The organism is Bacillus sp. ILBB4 (assembly GCF_035064545.1).
Lineage (GTDB): Bacteria > Bacillota > Bacilli > Bacillales > Bacillaceae_H > Priestia.
Window position 1 is genome coordinate 127,604 of the sequence record NZ_JAIQVD010000002.1, and the last position, 16,872, is coordinate 144,475.

Here is a 16,872-nt window from a genome sequence, read left to right on the forward strand (position 1 = left end):
AAAGAGTATTAAGCGCTTTCATTTATTTTTCAATACCTTTTTTTGTGTTGTTGATACAAGTTTCTTAAAATAAACAAACCTGTATCAAAACGTCATGCGTTTTAATACAGGTTTTTCTGTTATTTAAAAAGTGGGATAAAAAAAGAAACTAGTGGCATATAAATCAAACTAGTTTCTCAGAATTATAATATGATTTTTACATTTCATCCGCAAAAATGGTGGCAATAAATAATTTTTCATCTCTTGTTAAGGTAAGTTTCAGCTTTTTTTCGACGGCTTGTAATGTTTTTTCCGTTTTTTGATAAATATTTTCTAACTGATGAGTGATTTCTTCATCCTCTGGAAAAGTAAGAGGTTCATTTTTTATCATTCTTTCTAAAGCAAAGGCTGTATGCATCACAATTCGAATCATAACAGTGTTGCTTAATTCCATTTCTAACTCATCTTGTACATGACTTAACCACTCTAACAGAATCTCACTTATGAGGTACGGATTAATAAATAGAAGGTACTTTCGCAAGTTTTCTTCGCAAAGTTCACGCACCACAATATTCGCTTCGGTTTTCTCGTCATCATAGCGTATCGTTTCTTTTGTAATTGCCTGTTGAAGTATTCGCTCTCCCTGCCCTTCAATGAGGACTTCTAATGATACATGAGGCGCATCAATCCTTGGATTTTTAGTACCTGCTGTTGCAACAATTTCATATTCTTTTTGAATTTCTCGAATGTTTGCTGCTAATTTAATAGAAGAAACGGTTAGAATTTTAATAGGTTCTTGAGATACTTTGCGTGAAATAATCGTTAAGATTTTTTCTAATTGTTTTGCTGTACCGCTTCCTGTTGTACAAATAGAAACAAGTGCTTTCTTTTTTCCAAACACGTGCTGCTGCTTATCTATAAATTCCATAAAGTCTTTTTGCACCGAATCAAATATGGCATATAAATTTAAATCTAAATAATTTACTTTTCTAACAGTGTCTAACACCATAGACGTCGTCACATTGCTGATGGTTTTAATTTTAGTCCCTGTTTTTTGTTCCAACTTGCTTTCTAACATGGCAAGCGAGCCCATGTCCACAAGCATTAATACGCCTTCTCCTTCATCTACTTTCTTAATTCCTTGGATTAACCTGTCTACAATTTCAACCGGAGATACCGTCAAAGGCACATCAATAGCTATAATAGGAGTGCTTCCTAAAAGCTCCGTAGCAACTTCAACCATAGAAGTTGCCGTGCTGTTTCCATGCGCAGCAACTACAATCCCTACTCGTTTATTTTCTTCTAACGTTCGAATCGATTGAATAACCATTGTGAGATAAATGACTTCTATTTCTGGCACGCTAATGTTAAACCACTTTTCAATTCGATTTTTAAAAAGCAGTGCTACCGCATATTCTTTTGGATATGTTTCGCGAATTTCATCTATCTCCTTTGTATTTAATACGTCTACTTGTTTTTTTCGCTTTAAAAAGGATTCCATATGCATACTTAAAAAATGAATAAACCTGCGATCAAATTTACAGTTCAATTCTTTTTCAGCCAACTGTTTTAATTCTTTTGTAAGCTGAATCACATCGTCTTCTACGAATTTCATTAAATTAGAGCTCTGGCCATTTTTTTGATTAAAAAAGCTCCGGACATTCAAATGAATGTCGGTAAGAATATACTGATTGATGTCTTCTTGAGATAAACCTTCTTTTGTTAAAACATCTACTTTTTCTTCTATTAACTGATATAAATTAAATGATACGTCTTCCTCCATTTTTATTTCTTGGCTCTCCATAGCCGGGGAGATAATCGTTTTAAGGTTTACATATTCAGAAATTTTTTTGCTGCGCTCCATATTTTTACTATTCGAAATCCAATCTCGTTTAATATCATCAGGCAGATCTCGCACTGTAAGTTCCACCATATGTTTACTATCAAGGTTATTTAAAAATCCGTGTGCGCAAACGAGCTGCACATTCGACTTTAACTGCCCTACATTCCCGAATTTTTCAGTGTGGATTAAAGCATTTAATACATCAATGTGGACACTTAGCTTTTTATTAATTCGTTTAGCCTCTTGTTCTAAAAGAAACGTGGTGAGGCGAATTTTTTCTTTTAAAGACCTCTCTTCTAATGAGGGAATATGGATAGTCATCGGAATTCTTCTTAAGAAAGTTTGCAGTAAGGCTGAACCGGGATTTTCAGTTGTAGCACAAATAATTAATACCTTAGACGTTCGCTTGTGATCTGTTTCCCCTAGGCGATTGTACGTACCTTGATCAATGAGGTAAAAAAGCATTTCTTGGCCTTCGGGAGGAAGCCGGTGTACTTCATCCATAAAGAGAATCCCTTCATTTGCTTGTTCTACTAAACCTACTTTACTTTCAGTTGCTCCAGTGAAACTCCCTTGCTTATGACCAAATAACTGAGAAAGAAGTAATTGAGGATTATGGTAATAATCAGCGCAGTTAAAGGTAATGAACGGGGCATCTGTTTTTAGCCTCTCTGAATATAAGGCAAATTGATAGATTCGTTTTGCAAAAAGAGATTTTCCCGATCCCGTGGGACCTAATAGCAGCATATGTAATCCATTAGGCGGGTAAAGAACAGCAGCTTTTGCTTGAGAAATCGATTTTTTCAAACTGCCTGTAGCTCCAATCATTAATTCAAAAGGATTAGCAGGAAGAGCTTCTTCTTTTCCCACATTAGATAGCTGTTCTAGTTTTTCTACTTCCATCTTATTCGTATCCCACTTTTGACGACAAATGGTTTCGACAACCTCTAGCGGAACGTAGCGAACGGGGAACATTTTAATTTTGATTACTTTTTGCATGCGGACAAGTTTATTAAGTTCAAGACTTACATTAGATCTCTCTAAATCTAACTGTTCAGCAATTTCAATCGCTGAGCTTCCTTGTTTATGTAAAAGTTCCACTTCTGTAAACTCTTGAAAATTACTCAACAGCTGATTGTATACCTTATCAATTCGTTTCATTAGAAGCACCTTCTTTATTTTCAGTTCACGATTGGGATTTTCTCTTTCAAAGAAATGATCATTCCCTACTACTACAAGCTATTTCATCTACAAGTACCCTCATGTCATACTAATCTATGAAAACGCTTCAAACCATTATATGTAAATATATTAAGTTAGTCAAACCTGCATGTCAACCGGTTTCATTCTTAAAGTTATAGTCTGTCTGAATGTTTCATTTTCTTTAAATAACTATTAATGTAGATACTGCTTTTTTATTTTAATCACCGCTGCGGTTACAGTACATTTTTGATTAAATAATAAAACGAAAGAAAACAGCAGCAGTTGTCGCCATCTTCTTTCGTTTTTAAAAATTATTTATCCGTACTTAATTGCCCTTGTGGTAAAATACTGTTTTGCACAACAGCTGTTTTTGATCCTTTAATATTTAACAAGAAGCTAGGAGCAAAAGTAGAATGTTCCTCTGAATAGAAGCCTCTGTTTGTCATGTAACTTGTGATTACGACATTGTCTCCTTTCACTTGTGGAACTGCAAAATGTGAATACGTAAACGTTTTGTCATTAGGGTCGAGGTCCATATGTAAAACAAGTCCTGTATCATTTAGCGGCTTGTATTTTCCTGTCAGCGTATTTGATACGTACCCTAGCATATATACATCATCTTGGCCGATACCATCAATAGTCATTTTAGATCCGCGAGAATCTGTGAATAAGTACCATTTCCCATCTTTTTTAAATACATTTGCGCGTTCAATTTCATCTGTCACCGTGTTTGAAGTAATCAGTGGATCCATTACTTTTTTCAAGGTATAATCGTTATTTAGTTCAACAATGCCTAATGCACCGTTTGCTAAAGAGGCTTTCTTTTTATTAGAGCTCTGAAGTAATTTCTCTTTTTCTGATTGGAAAAATGGATTATTTCCACCGTAGTAAGCTCGATTGTAAAGGGAATCTTCACCTTGATAACCATCTTCAGTTCCTGTGTTTGCTTCAAACACCAGGTATTTATGCCCTTTATCCTCTACATAGTGAGGATCTCTCAACGTATGATTATCTCCTGAACCATATGCGCCTTCGTCAATAAACTGCTGAATATTTTGATACTTTTTACCATCACCATCAAAAATGGATTTATGATCTTCAACACCTTCAATTTTTAACGTATCTCCACTTGGCTGGGATACATTTACTTGAGCTGTTGTTAAGGTTTGTTTTCCATAGTTTGCACCTGAAAAGTTAGTATAGAATAAGCGTATTTTTCCGTCTGATGTTAAAGTAGCAGATCCTGACCATTCTTGTGTTTGCTTTTTCAAATGAGGATCATTCGGTACAAATTTGTCACTGTCTTTGAACACTCTTCCTGCATTTTTCCAACTGTCAATCGAATCTTCACCGATTTTTTGATAAAACACATAAATAGATGTATCATCAGCATCTTTCGGATCACCTGCTAGTGCAAATACAACTTGGTAACCATGATAGTTGGCTACTGTTCCATCAGCATTTTGCAGAGGCCAGCTGTCCCATACGTCTAAATCAATTAAATTGCCCGATTTATCATACCCTTTTGCAGAGGCAATATTTTTGATTGTTGATTTATCAAAAGCTGGAACTTTAAACTGTTCGCTTTTTTGCTGCTGAGGAATTTTCAGCATGTTATCACGCGTAATATGGGAAACTCCATAATTATTGTTGGTATCTTTATGATTGCTTTCAGCAGCCCATGTTTGAGATCCAGCACCTACTAACAGAGCTGTAGCAAAAGATAAAGCTGTAGTTTGCTTTGCGATTTTCTTAATATTCATCTGTTTTTCTCCCTTTTATATAATACCTTTTCTTGTGTCACTCATATGCAATTCATTTTCTATGTATCGAGAAGTAATATCAATCTGGTGAAATAACAGAACCGGTTCCATTACCTTTCCAAGATTACTTGCATAATATTGAAAAGTCAAATAGGTAAAATGGAGTGATTATCTCATTTTTCTCCCCTTGTATTTTTTATTTAGTTATAAAGTCTTAAACCTTCAACTTTTTGATTAAATGGGCAAATTCATCATTATATTTAACCTGCTATTTTTTATAAGCTCTTCTACAGCTGTTAAAGTAAGCCGTTTTCAAAAAAATATCGTTAATGTATTTTTTGTGAAATAGTGGAATAATTTATTATATAATAGTTCCTATTGGCAATAATAAGAGACAAAAGAATTAGATGATTACTTTTCAATTTGATTCTTTTATCCTGTTAAATTTTATGTAGCTTTTCACGAGAAATCGTTATCATTTTAATAATCAATAATACATTTTTCAGAAAATCAAAAAGAGCTCTTTATAAAGAGCTCTTTTTGATATCATTTATGCTGTTTTTAAATAGCAGTTCTTATTTAAATGAATCAAGTTCCGCAATACGTTTGATAAGGCTGATTAGACGGAGCAGACGGTGTACAATACTCTGGCTGACCCGGAGATTCATATGGGCTAGAAAGCACTTCAAGAAGGGTTTCCATCACGCTGTAGTCTTCTTTTTGTGCTGCGTCTAACGCTTCTTCCACTCGGTGATTTCGAGGAATGACAGCCGGATTATTATTTTTCATAAGCTCTTGTGACTCCGCTTTAGATTGTTGTTGTCTACCTAGTCTTTTCTGCCATAGCTCATGCCACTGTGCAAACTCTTTGCTTTTAAACAGATCACTATTTTCTAGCTTATCGAAAGTTAATGCACGAAACGTATTTGTATAGTCAGCTTCATAGGTTTTCATTATTGTAAGAAGCTCTTGGAATAATGCTTCATCTTCTTTTTCTTCGTTAAAAAGCCCAAGTTTAGCCTGCATACCTGCCAGCCAGTTTTCCCGATAGAATTTTGGAAATTCCGTCACGGCGCTTTGCGCTATTTCAACTGCTTTTTCTATATCTTGATCCAATAGCGGTAATAAAGCCTCAGCAAACCTCGCAAGATTCCACCCTGTAATGCCTGGTTGATTTTGATAAGCGTAGCGCCCTTGTACATCAATTGAACTAAATACAGTTTCTGGATCATAGGTATCCATAAATGCACATGGTCCATAATCAATTGTTTCTCCACTAATTGTCATATTATCCGTATTCATGACGCCATGAATAAAACCAATAAGCTGCCATTTGGCAACTAGGGTAGCGTGACGCTTAATCACTTCTTGAAGCAATGATAAATATTTTTTTTCATTCTTTTCTATATGGGGAAAGTGACGTTCTAATGCATAGTCAGCTAAAGCTTGAAGGTTTTCGACCGTTCCCCATTTTGCAGCGAACTGAAATGTGCCAAAACGAAGGTGACTGGAAGCTACACGCGTCAAAATCGCCCCCGGCAGTTCTTTTTCACGAACAATGTATTCGCCTGTTGTTACGACTGCTAGGCTCCGAGTAGTCGGAATACCAAGAGCATGCATGGCCTCACTAATAATATACTCACGCAGCATAGGTCCTAGAGCTGCACGACCGTCTCCTCCGCGGGAATACGGAGTTCGGCCTGAGCCTTTAAGCTGAAGATCTACTTTCTCACCTGAAGGCGTAACTTGCTCCCCTATCAGCATAGCCCGGCCGTCTCCTAGCATGTTAAAGTGACCAAATTGATGCCCCCCATAAGCTTGTGCAAGCGGGAAAGCACCTTTTAGGACACTGTTTCCAGCCAAAATGCTAACTCCTTCTGGGCTTTGCAGCTGTTCTTTTTGTAACCCTAGAGATGCGGCTAAAGAGTCGTTAAATTTAACTATTTTAGGTGAACTCACTGGATTAGGATCAAGAGGCGTAAAAAAGATGTTTGGTAACTCCGCATAGCTATTACGTAAATTCCATCCTGTTTCTTTTTGATTAGTCATCGTATCTCCTTTTCTTTTTGTGTCTTAAAACATAATTCTTTCTTTACTGATCGTTGTTTTATAAGCACAGTAGCCCTTCTCTGTCCTACTTTCTTCTGGGCATCTTAGAGCAGGACAGTTTCTCTTTCATTCATTATCTCTTTTACTATTATATCGTATTTGCTCGTACTTTTAATCTAAAGTGCCTTATCCATTTATATACCTCCACTTTGTTGACGAGCTATTAAATGCTCAAAAAAGAAGAAGTATTAATATACTTCTTCCTCTGTATTTTACCCCCAAATATCTTTTAAATTCCAATACGTTAACTCTTTTACGATTACGTTTCCTCCTTCAGTAAATAACTCAATTCCGAGCCTGCTTTCTTTTGGATAAATACGGCTCGTCATGGTCGCTTGTCCTTCGTTTGCAAATACTTCAACGGAAGAACGGTCCACAAATATTCGTAAAGCTAGTGTCTCACCTGCTTGTAACGCTACTTTCCTCACTCCATCTTCTTTTCCCGAGTAAGTACAGTCAAGCAATAGCTTTTGCTCATTAAGGTTGTAACACATAAGCGTTTCTTCGTTATTTATTCCACGAATTTTTATTCCTACCGATGAAGCTTGGCAGTCCGCTAAATCAAATACAGCTTGTATCTCTAGCAAGTCTTCATTTACTTCTACTACATAGCTGTTAGAAAGAGCTTTATTGGTTAGCATATTATACTGAGTTTTCCGAAGTGATGTAAGCTCTTGGACGGGGTTCATTAACACTTTATCCTCTCTTAAAGTTAGTTCTCTCGGAAGCGTTAGCGCACCGCACCATCCATCCTCTTTCGTTGGCATATTAGCTTCCCACATGTCCATCCAGCCAATTGCAATTCGCCGCCCTTTATCATCTAAAAGCGTTTGAACAGCATAAAAATCGTGGCCGTAATCTAATTCAGTAAATGACCCATGATGAAATGTATTGGTTTCGTAATTATATTCTCCAACTAAATATCCTGTTTGGAAAAGGTTGTGATAAGAATCACCTTTTGCTTCTATCCCTTGAGGAGAAATCATTAACACATGCTTTCCGTCTAACTCAAAGAAGTCTGGGCACTCCCACATATACCCTAGATCTCCACCGCTTTTAGCAAGAACACCAACATACTCCCATTTTCGTAGATTTGAAGATCGGTATAAGATAACACGTCCCTCTTTTTTCTTTGTTGAGTTTCCTAGAATCATATACCAGAAATCTTCGTGCTTCCATACTTTAGGATCCCGAAAATGATGAGAGCTATCTGCTGGCGGCTCAGCAATAACTGGGTTGGTCTCTGCTTTTTCAAAGGTAATGCCGTCTTTACTAACAGCTATATTTTGGTTTTGAAAAAAAGTATCCAGCTCTTTGTCTATATAATTATGTCCTGTATAAATTAACGTAAGCTCTCCTTCGTTATCCACGGCACTTCCAGAAAAACATCCATCTTTATCAAATGTATCTCCAGAAGCTAAAGCAATCGGTAAATGCTGCCAATGAACAAGATCTTTGCTTTTGACATGTCCCCAATGCATCGGTCCCCAATTCTCGTCATATGGATGATGTTGATAAAAAACATGATATTCTCCTTTATACTGAACCAACCCATTCGGATCATTAATCCAGTTCGCTGGCGCCATAATATGATACCCTAACCGGTATTGATGATTTACCTTTTTCTCTGCTTCATTTAATGAATGTTGAGCTTGTTCGATTTTATTTATCGTTAACATCATCATATCCCCCTATATAATCTGCGTTTTTTCTTGTACATCTTTTCTTATAAACTTGTGTTTTTTAGAGTTTAGTAGTGTAAACATCGAAATAACGTTAAATACCAAAACCATACCTCCCATAATTAAATAGGTACGGGAAAAACCTACGCTATCATATAATCCTCCGGCTATAGGTGAAAGAACTGAAGCACCTATTTGTGAAGCGAATTGGAATCCAACCAAATAAAGTATAGAAGATAGGCGCGTGTCAAAGTTAGCTGCCAAATATTTAAAGATGGCAATGAGCATAATAGGAAGTTCTAATGCATGAATAAGTTTCATCGAAGATATTCCAATTGGACCAACAACAAGCCCTGACCCAATAATACGAAACCCCATTAGAAATCCTGCTAAAATTAAACTATTTTTTGCACCGATCTTATTTACAATAAACGGTGCTGCGAACATCATTCCAGCTTCTAAAAATACTTGAAACGAATTTAAGTAGCCAAATACTTGGTTACCTATCGATTCAGTAGGAAACAAAGATGCATAATAGATAGGAAATTGCTGATCGTATACCCCATACACGCACGTAACGCCAACAACATAAATCATAAAAAACCAAAATTCCTTCAATAAGAATAAATTACTTACATCTCTCAGCCTGACGGATTCAGCTTTTTCCATTTCATAGCTGCTCATTTCTACTTTTACAGAAAAAATAATAGCCATTAGGATAACCGCTGAAACAGATGCCACCCAAAAGTTAATATGGGGATTAATATTAAATAGTTGTCCTGCAAAAAATGTAGCTGCAGCCCAGCCTAATGACCCCCACATTCTAGATTTTCCGTACTCAAATTTATATTTTCGGCTGACTTTCTCTATGTATGTTTCAATCGCTCCGATGCCCGCCAAAAACGCTACTCCTAAATATAAGCCTCCAATAATAGCTCCTATCAACACATTGTATTGAAGCAAAGGCCCATAAACAAAAATATAAAATGGTCCTACAAACACTAAAAGACAGCTAATAAAAAATAAAATATGTTTCTTTAAACCTATCCTGTCAGATATATATCCGTACAAAGGCTGCATACACAAAGCAAAGATAGCGTTTACAGAAAAGATTAAGCCTGTAGCTGATCCGTTCAACTTAATCTCTTGCCCTAACCAGATAGAAAATAAAGAGTAGCTAGACGACCACGTAAAAAAGAAGAAGAAAAAATATGCACTCAGCTTCCAATATAAACTTTTTGAACTTTTCATTTTAGTTACCCCTTTAGCTTAAGATATAAAATCTTTTATCTAACAAAATGAAAGCACTTTCAATTTGATTTTATGTCAACCGGTTTCATACTTTATATTGCAAAAAGATTGTATTAGGTGTAAAAGTGGGCTTTGTGGTATGTTTAAATTGTTTAATAAACCGTTTACAATTCTTACATAGATTTTTATCGATTAAAATAAAACGTAACGACTGGAAAGCTGCTTGCTTGATTGCATTTATTTTAAGGCTTTTACATGTCTGATATATACTATAAAAGCAATGCTTTGGAGAAATTAGGAGGAAACTAGATGAAAGCCAAAATTAGTGATGTAGCAAAAATTGCAGGTGTTTCACCGACTACCGTTTCTCGTGTATTAAATAACCGTGGTTACATAAGCAAAGAAACGCGAGAAAATGTTTATAAAGCAATGAAAGAAATTAATTATTTCCCAAATGATATTGCGCGTTCATTATTTAATAAGCGAACAAATTTAATCGGTATGATTGTCCCGCAAACGAGCAACCCTTTTTTCGGAGAGTTAGCCTTTCACATTGAAAGTATATGTGCTTCTCTTAACTACAAAGTACTTCTTTGTAACAGTCTTAATCGAATTGATAAAGAAAAAAAATATGTAGAGATGCTCATTAGAAATCAGGTAGATGGTGTTATTGCCGTTACTTATAATAGAGGTATTTTTGATTCAGAAAGTCAAAGTCTTCCTGTGGTAGCAGTGGATCATTATTTATCGAAAGATATTCCTACCGTATCTTCTGATAACTATTCTGGAGGAAAACAAGCCACGGAATTGCTCATTTCAAAAGGTTGTAAGCATATTGTTCATATTAACGGCCCCCTTAAACTTGAAACTCCAGCTAACTTAAGAAGGAAAGCTTATGAAAACGTGATGAAAAAGGACGGAAAACAGCCTATCACGTATGAAATTTCAAATACCTTTGACCGCAACATTCAGCGAGAAACTATTTCTAAGGTTTTCGAAGAACATCCGGAAGTAGATGGTATTTTTGCAAGTGATGACTTACTTGCAGCTTTAGTAGTTGCGGAAGCACAAAAAAGAGGAAAAAACATCCCAAGAGATTTAAAAATCGTGGGCTATGACGGAACGGAGGCCAGTCAGACTTTGTTACCTAGTCTAACTACAGTTCAACAGCCCATTGAATCGATTGCTCAAACAGCCATTGATATTTTACTAAAAGAAATTGAAGGAGAATTCATCAATATACCTCGTGAAATCTGCCTTCCCGTTAAGCTTCTAGAGGGACAAACAACGTAAAAATACGTTTTTTATAAAATAAATATCAGTTTGTTGCATATTCTTCTTCCTTTGTTCACACCTTAACGTTACAGAAAGGAGTTGAATACAATGGCAAACAACAAAAGCAGCAATAATAATGAATTATTAGTATACGGAGCTGAACAAGCAATCGATCAAATGAAATATGAAATCGCTAGCGAGTTCGGAGTAAATTTAGGAGCTGACACTACTGCACGTGCAAACGGATCAGTAGGCGGCGAAATCACAAAACGTCTTGTACAATTAGCTGAGCAACAACTTGGCGGCGGACGTTTCTAAGACAATTTCATACACACCATGACTTAAGGAAGAATGGATATCCATTCTTCCTTTTCATATATTTACTTTCCATCTTTATATAAAAATTATTATTCTTCCTCCTCTTTACTGACTGATTTTGTTTTTCCTTTCTTTAGTACAGCGCTGATTCCTAAACAACAGACAGCTGCTATCCATCCGGAGATGAGAAAATAAACGGAAGTATTTGCAAAGAGTGTGCCTATTAAAATAAACAGGCCTCCGAGAATAATAAAAAAGACGTGACCCTCACCATTTCTTTTCACCTTCATCACCTCTCCCTACCTATACAAACAAATGTTCAGATACAAAAGAAACTTCTTGATAAACAAGAAGTTTTCTTCGTGCGTTCCTTTTTAAATAAAAAGTAAAGGTGTTTTCTTTTTATTTATTCAACGAAACCCCTCAATATTCTTCTCAATTACATGCTATTCAATAATTTCTGCGGTTTTATACTCTTTCATAAATACATCAATGACATCTCCTGCTTCTTCGTTCTCCTCCTCCATTTGAACGAGTATTTCGTTTTGTGCATTTACCGAAAGGATTCTGACATCCGACATTCGGTTTATATCCAGCTGCAGTTCCAAATCTCGGGCAACTTCATCAGCTTTTAGTGAATCTTTAATAATATATCTGTGGCTTCTCATAATATTCGCTCCCTTTACGTTATATGAACGAATATAGTTTATCCAAACTATCAGCGTACAATGACATTTTTCTTGTATCTTTCATTTAAACAAAACAAAAAAACGGCTTTTCTCAGCCGTTTTTTTGTTTTGCCTTTCACTTATGAAAAAGTATATTTATTTCTTTATTTGACCGTTCTCTGTATCAGGTATCATACGCTTATTTATTCCGAATGCGTAAAAACTAATGACAACAAGAGCGAGGAAAATAACCCCTACAATAAGTGAAATACGCGTTTCATCATTAAACCACATGCCTACAAGCACCATAAGTAAAAAAGCAATAGTTATATAGTTTGTTACAGGCGCAAAAGGCATTTTGAAAGGATGACTGTTCATTTCAGCACCTTTAGCTTTACGGAAACGAATTTGGCTGATAAGAATAATGAACCAAGGAATCATTCCTGGAAGCACGCTAGCGCTGTATACATAAACAAATACATTCGGTGGAGCGATGTAGTTTAAAATAACGCCAATTACTAACCCAATCATAACAGCGAGTGTGCTGTAAATTGGAACACCGTTACGAGAAATTTTCGTAAAGAATTTAGGTGCTTGACCGTTTACACCAAGCGTATAAAGCATGCGTCCTGCACTAAAAATTCCACTATTACAGCCTGACATCGCTGCTGTAATAACTACAAAGTTAATGATACCTGCAGCTGCTGTAACGCCAACTTTAGCAAATGTAGATACAAATGGACTTCCTAAAGAATCTAACTCATTCCACGGATATACCGTCACGATGACAAAAATTGCTCCAATATAAAAAATTAAGATTCGCCAAATGATGCTTTGAATTGCGCTTGTTAACGTTTTTTTAGGATCTTTTGCTTCACCAGCTGTAATACCAATTAGCTCGACTCCTTGATAAGCTGCAATAACAAGAGATAGCGCAAAGAAAAAGCCTGACCATCCACCTGCAAAGAAGCCGCCGTGTGCCCAAAGGTTTGATAACCCGATTGCGTCTCCGCCATTTCCAAATCCAAAGAAAATTAACCCAAGTCCTGCGATAATCATTAAAATAATTGTTACAATCTTAATCATCGCAAACCAAAATTCAAACTCTCCAAATGATTTTACTGAAATTAAGTTTGCTGTGCCTAAAATTAACATGGCGATAATACCAGGCACCCAAGCTGGTAAATGGGGAAACCAGTAATGCATATATGCTCCTACCGCTATAATTTCAGACATACCTACGATTACAAATTGAAACCAGTTGCTCCACGCAGCCATATAACCTGCTAATGGATGAATATATTTGTGGCCAAATGTAGCGAATGAACCTGTGCTTGGTTCCATGTACAGCATTTCGCCCATGGCACGCATAATAAAGAAAATAAACATTCCGCAGATTGCGTAAGCAAGCAATACCGATGGACCTGTCCATTGGATGGTGCTTGCTGATCCCATAAATAATCCAACGCCAATTGTTCCGCCTAGCGCGATCATTTGAATGTGACGGGATTCTAAGCCTCTTTTTAGCTCTTTGTCTGCCATTCCATTTCCTCCTCCTAAACTTGTTATAGCTCTGTTAGGAAAGATACTTTTTGTGGCTGATGGAACAGCTATCGTTTTTAAAACCTTCCATTTTTAACCAGCACCTTTACAACTAAACTATTTTTTCTATTTTTAGCTATTCGACTGTATAATTACTTATTTTATAATAATGAATTTCCCTCAGAAATACAATTGTTTTTTTCAGAAAAACACTCAAGTAAACCATTTACCTTTGTTAAATCAGTCATCTCAGTGAAATAGTTTTTTATTTCAGTATAATTTAAATTTTATGAATATTAAAAATAGATATAGACGCAGGGTGCCGGAACACTCTATTTCTTAAGGATAACGAAATGAAACCACTTCTTAATCGAAAAAATTCCTTTCTTCTACTTTTACGTTTTTTCTTTCTCTTCTTAGGGAAAGTATCCATAGAAAATAGAGATGAGGAGGGATTTTTCATGTGGCAAGCTGCGATGTGGGGCGGAATTTCAGGATCAGCTGTCCTTCTTGGTGCTTTAGCAGCAGTTTTTTTGCCTATCGGCAAAAAGATAATTGGTTATATTATGGCTTTTGGGACAGGTGTATTAATCGGAGCATCTACCTATGAGCTGCTTGGAGACTCGGTTCATAACGGTGGTTTAAAAGCTACTTCCCTTGGTTTTCTTGCCGGGGCTGTCGTTTTTACTTTTTTAGACTATCTAATTTCACGTCAAGGAGCGAATAAAAGAAAGAGGTCTACCAAACAAATGGCTGCGAATAGTTCTGGAATTGCTATATTTATAGGAACCGTAATGGATGCAATCCCAGAGTCCATTATGATTGGGGCTAGCTTACTTGAAAATGCAACCGTTAGCTGGCTTCTAGTTATCGCTATTTTTATAAGTAATATTCCTGAAGGACTGTCCAGTACGACCGGTCTATTGAAAAGCGGATTCTCTAAAAAGAAAATTTTTTTACTATGGGCAGCTGTTTTGTTCATTTCAGCTTTTAGCTCATGGACAGGCTTTGTTTTTTTAGACCATGCATCTGAGACACTTATGGCTGCTATTGCTGCTTTTGCCGGCGGTGGTATTATTGCTATGGTAGGTTCTACAATGATGCCAGAGGCCTATGAAGAAGGAGGTTCTATTACGGGATTAATTGCTGCACTTGGATTACTTGCTTCACTGATACTAGATCATTTTTCTTAATCGTCTTCATACTATTTCTATCTGTTTCCAAGTAGAAAGCAGAAAGCCTTCTACTTGGAGACATTTTTCCTTATCACATTATTATGAATGTGTCTTCTTAATAAGTAAAATCGTAGTTTTCTTTTATTTCCCGAGTAAAGGCTTTCCAATCCGTAGTTTCAAATTCTGCATTGCGTGCTTTTAACTCTTTTTCCATTCCTTGAATCTCTTGAACAGCTTCTATAGTTCTTTCACTTCCTGGCCCTACTCTCCAAATTAATTCTTTGTATTCTTGTATTTTCTGTCGCAGCGATGCGTTATCCATTTCTACATATTTTGACATGTTTCTAAGCTCCTTTTTCTTATTTCTATTAACCATATCATATTTCATATAAATTTTTTTAAGATTAATTTTAACTTAATAAATACTACTATACAGGGCTTCGTGGTCTGATAATTTTGAGAAAAATCTAATTTTTAGAAAAAATATAAAATAACCAGTTTAATCCTTTTTTGACCGGGAAGACAGACTATGAATTCAAATTTATTAGGAGGAATGCAAGATGGCAACTAATAAAAAGAATGAAAAAATGAGCCGTGAAGAAGCAGGAAGAAAAGGTGGAAAAGCTACTTCCAAAAATCATGACAAAGAGTTTTACCAAGAAATTGGTGAAAAAGGCGGAGAAGCTACTTCCAAAAATCAAGGTAAAGAATTTTACGAGGAAATTGGAAAAAAAGGCGGCAGATCCAGCAGCAGCCAGCGTAATAATTAACTAGTATTAACTAGTATTTGAAGTATATAAACAGCTCGAAGAAGAAAAGTTCCTTATAGTATAAGCCACAGGAACTTTTCTTCTTCTAACTAATCTTCTCCATCTCTTTATGGTAATGGGCTAACGATTGATCTTTTATGGATGAGAATAGCTCTGAATTAATAAAAGGAATCAATTTCTTTCCTATCTCCCAAGCATTACATTCAATTCGATACAAAAGACCTATATCTTCTGTCTGTTCAAATTTTGCACTCAAAGATAAAAGGTCTTCATCTAGCGCATGACCTAATTCGTGAGCTAAAATAATCCATTGATAAGATTCTAAACACTCATTTGAACCAAACAAGTGCCGACACTGTATTTTAATATCTTTTTCATATAAAAAAATAGAATGCGTGCTAGGAACGTACTTTCCGCCTACACACCGCGTTCCAGGAAACTCATCTTCAATAACTAGCTTTATTGTTGGATCTACTCCATGAACAAAATCATGTAAATTCATAAAATCCCCCACTTCTTTTCTCCAAACTTTAATTTTTTCCGAAAAATACATGTACAGGTTTACCATTATACATACGTTTATCTAAAATAACGTATGTATGATTTTTTTTCAATATGTACACAGCTATACATAAAAAAAGCAAGCATGGCTGCTTGCTTTTTTATGTATTAAAGCGGTGCTTCAACTTTTATATTGCCCACGTATCCTTACAGTTTTATATGTAAAATTTTATTAACGATATCGACTCGAATATTCGAGAATGCTGCGCAGCATTTGACTTGTACTCTGTGATTCATTTGTGCGTTCTTTATATTCAAGAGGGCGACTAGGAGTTGACTTATTTTCTTCTTTATATTGAGAATTTTTGTTTTCTGACACGTTTTTTCACTTCCCTATCTCTATTTTATCCAGAGCAGCTCAAAGCTGCTCTTTTTGTTGTCAATCTTTTATTTGTTATGACGGCTTACCTTTGCTTTTTGAAGCTCATCTGTATGAATATCGTTTGATAAAATACTTTTATTCACATTATCGACAGCAGCTGCACTGCTGCTGACTCCTTGGTTTGTGCTTTTATTTTGTTTACTCATTCCATCCACCTCCATGTGTAACATCTATATCTTATGGAGTTATAAAAAGAAAATAAGAGGTAGTATTAGGAAAATGACCTGCTTTTCTTTTTGCTTGCATCCCTAAAATTGAATAAAAAATAAAATCTCCATATTTAACAGAATGCACCAGAAATAAATGTTCATACTAAGAGTAGAAATTCTGCATATTCATTTTGAAAATATA

General features: G+C 35.8%; 15 protein-coding genes and 1 pseudogene. 4 read left to right on the top strand and 12 right to left on the bottom strand.

The window, feature by feature from the left end:
* Window positions 1-196: 196 nt before the first annotated feature.
* The 5 genes from LAV82_RS06925 to LAV82_RS06945 all read right to left on the bottom strand — a co-directional run bounded on the left by LAV82_RS06925 (window position 197) and on the right by LAV82_RS06945 (window position 9,830).
* Window positions 197-2,983: a sigma-54-dependent transcriptional regulator gene (locus tag LAV82_RS06925; protein ID WP_029324242.1), complete on the bottom strand. Its 2,787-nt coding sequence runs from the start codon at window positions 2,981-2,983 to the stop codon at window positions 197-199.
* A gap of 353 nt (window positions 2,984-3,336) precedes the next feature.
* Window positions 3,337-4,788 carry a levansucrase gene (sacB, locus tag LAV82_RS06930; RefSeq protein WP_211078057.1) on the bottom strand — a complete coding sequence of 484 codons (1,452 nt, stop codon included), beginning with the start codon at window positions 4,786-4,788 and terminating at the stop codon, window positions 3,337-3,339.
* Between the two features lie 588 nt (window positions 4,789-5,376).
* Window positions 5,377-6,837 carry a protein adenylyltransferase SelO gene (locus LAV82_RS06935; protein WP_499715783.1) on the bottom strand — a complete coding sequence of 487 codons (1,461 nt, stop codon included), beginning with the start codon at window positions 6,835-6,837 and terminating at the stop codon, window positions 5,377-5,379.
* Between the two features lie 272 nt (window positions 6,838-7,109).
* Window positions 7,110-8,567, bottom strand: a complete 1,458-nt coding sequence (locus LAV82_RS06940) for a glycoside hydrolase family 32 protein (protein ID WP_499716127.1) — start codon at window positions 8,565-8,567, stop codon at window positions 7,110-7,112.
* 21 nt (window positions 8,568-8,588) lie between these two features.
* The gene (locus tag LAV82_RS06945; protein WP_211078059.1) at window positions 8,589-9,830 is read right to left on the bottom strand and encodes an MFS transporter; all 1,242 of its coding nucleotides are present in this window, start codon (window positions 9,828-9,830) and stop codon (window positions 8,589-8,591) included.
* A 309-nt stretch (window positions 9,831-10,139) separates the two neighbouring features.
* Here LAV82_RS06945 and LAV82_RS06950 point away from each other — a divergent pair, with 309 nt between their 5' ends.
* On the top strand, window positions 10,140-11,123 hold the full coding sequence (locus LAV82_RS06950; protein ID WP_499715784.1) for a LacI family DNA-binding transcriptional regulator: 984 nt from the start codon (window positions 10,140-10,142) through the stop codon (window positions 11,121-11,123).
* Between the two features lie 90 nt (window positions 11,124-11,213).
* Complete coding sequence (locus tag LAV82_RS06955) at window positions 11,214-11,423, top strand: alpha/beta-type small acid-soluble spore protein (protein ID WP_013058452.1); 210 nt, start codon at window positions 11,214-11,216, stop codon at window positions 11,421-11,423.
* 89 nt (window positions 11,424-11,512) lie between these two features.
* On the opposite strand, the gene LAV82_RS06960 is transcribed toward LAV82_RS06955, so the two are convergent.
* The 3 genes from LAV82_RS06960 to LAV82_RS06970 all read right to left on the bottom strand — a co-directional run bounded on the left by LAV82_RS06960 (window position 11,513) and on the right by LAV82_RS06970 (window position 13,633).
* Window positions 11,513-11,713: a hypothetical protein gene (locus LAV82_RS06960; RefSeq protein WP_013056287.1), complete on the bottom strand. Its 201-nt coding sequence runs from the start codon at window positions 11,711-11,713 to the stop codon at window positions 11,513-11,515.
* A 156-nt stretch (window positions 11,714-11,869) separates the two neighbouring features.
* Complete coding sequence (locus LAV82_RS06965) at window positions 11,870-12,091, bottom strand: hypothetical protein (RefSeq protein ID WP_013056286.1); 222 nt, start codon at window positions 12,089-12,091, stop codon at window positions 11,870-11,872.
* 156 nt (window positions 12,092-12,247) lie between these two features.
* Entirely contained in the window at window positions 12,248-13,633 is a 1,386-nt protein-coding gene (locus LAV82_RS06970; protein ID WP_064471506.1) for an amino acid permease, read from the bottom strand.
* A 461-nt stretch (window positions 13,634-14,094) separates the two neighbouring features.
* Between LAV82_RS06970 and LAV82_RS06975 the strand changes: the two genes are divergently transcribed.
* Complete coding sequence (locus tag LAV82_RS06975) at window positions 14,095-14,826, top strand: ZIP family metal transporter (RefSeq protein WP_064471505.1); 732 nt, start codon at window positions 14,095-14,097, stop codon at window positions 14,824-14,826.
* A 97-nt stretch (window positions 14,827-14,923) separates the two neighbouring features.
* Here the strand turns inward: LAV82_RS06975 and LAV82_RS06980 are convergent, their stop codons facing one another.
* Window positions 14,924-15,148, bottom strand: a complete 225-nt coding sequence (locus tag LAV82_RS06980) for a transcriptional regulator (RefSeq protein WP_211078061.1) — start codon at window positions 15,146-15,148, stop codon at window positions 14,924-14,926.
* Between the two features lie 220 nt (window positions 15,149-15,368).
* On the opposite strand from LAV82_RS06980, the pseudogene LAV82_RS06985 reads away from it, so the two are divergent.
* Window positions 15,369-15,572: pseudogene (locus tag LAV82_RS06985) on the top strand (KGG domain-containing protein); the annotation flags it as partial.
* Window positions 15,573-15,663: 91 nt separating this feature from the next.
* Here LAV82_RS06985 and LAV82_RS06990 read toward each other — a convergent pair.
* From LAV82_RS06990 to LAV82_RS07000, 3 genes are all read right to left on the bottom strand, one after another.
* A complete protein-coding gene (locus LAV82_RS06990; RefSeq protein WP_499715786.1) occupies window positions 15,664-16,080 on the bottom strand; it encodes a hypothetical protein in 417 nt (138 codons plus the stop codon).
* A 231-nt stretch (window positions 16,081-16,311) separates the two neighbouring features.
* A complete protein-coding gene (locus tag LAV82_RS06995; protein WP_155660526.1) occupies window positions 16,312-16,458 on the bottom strand; it encodes a hypothetical protein in 147 nt (48 codons plus the stop codon).
* Between the two features lie 68 nt (window positions 16,459-16,526).
* Window positions 16,527-16,667, bottom strand: a complete 141-nt coding sequence (locus LAV82_RS07000; RefSeq protein WP_013056280.1) for a hypothetical protein — start codon at window positions 16,665-16,667, stop codon at window positions 16,527-16,529.
* Window positions 16,668-16,872 lie beyond the last annotated feature (205 nt).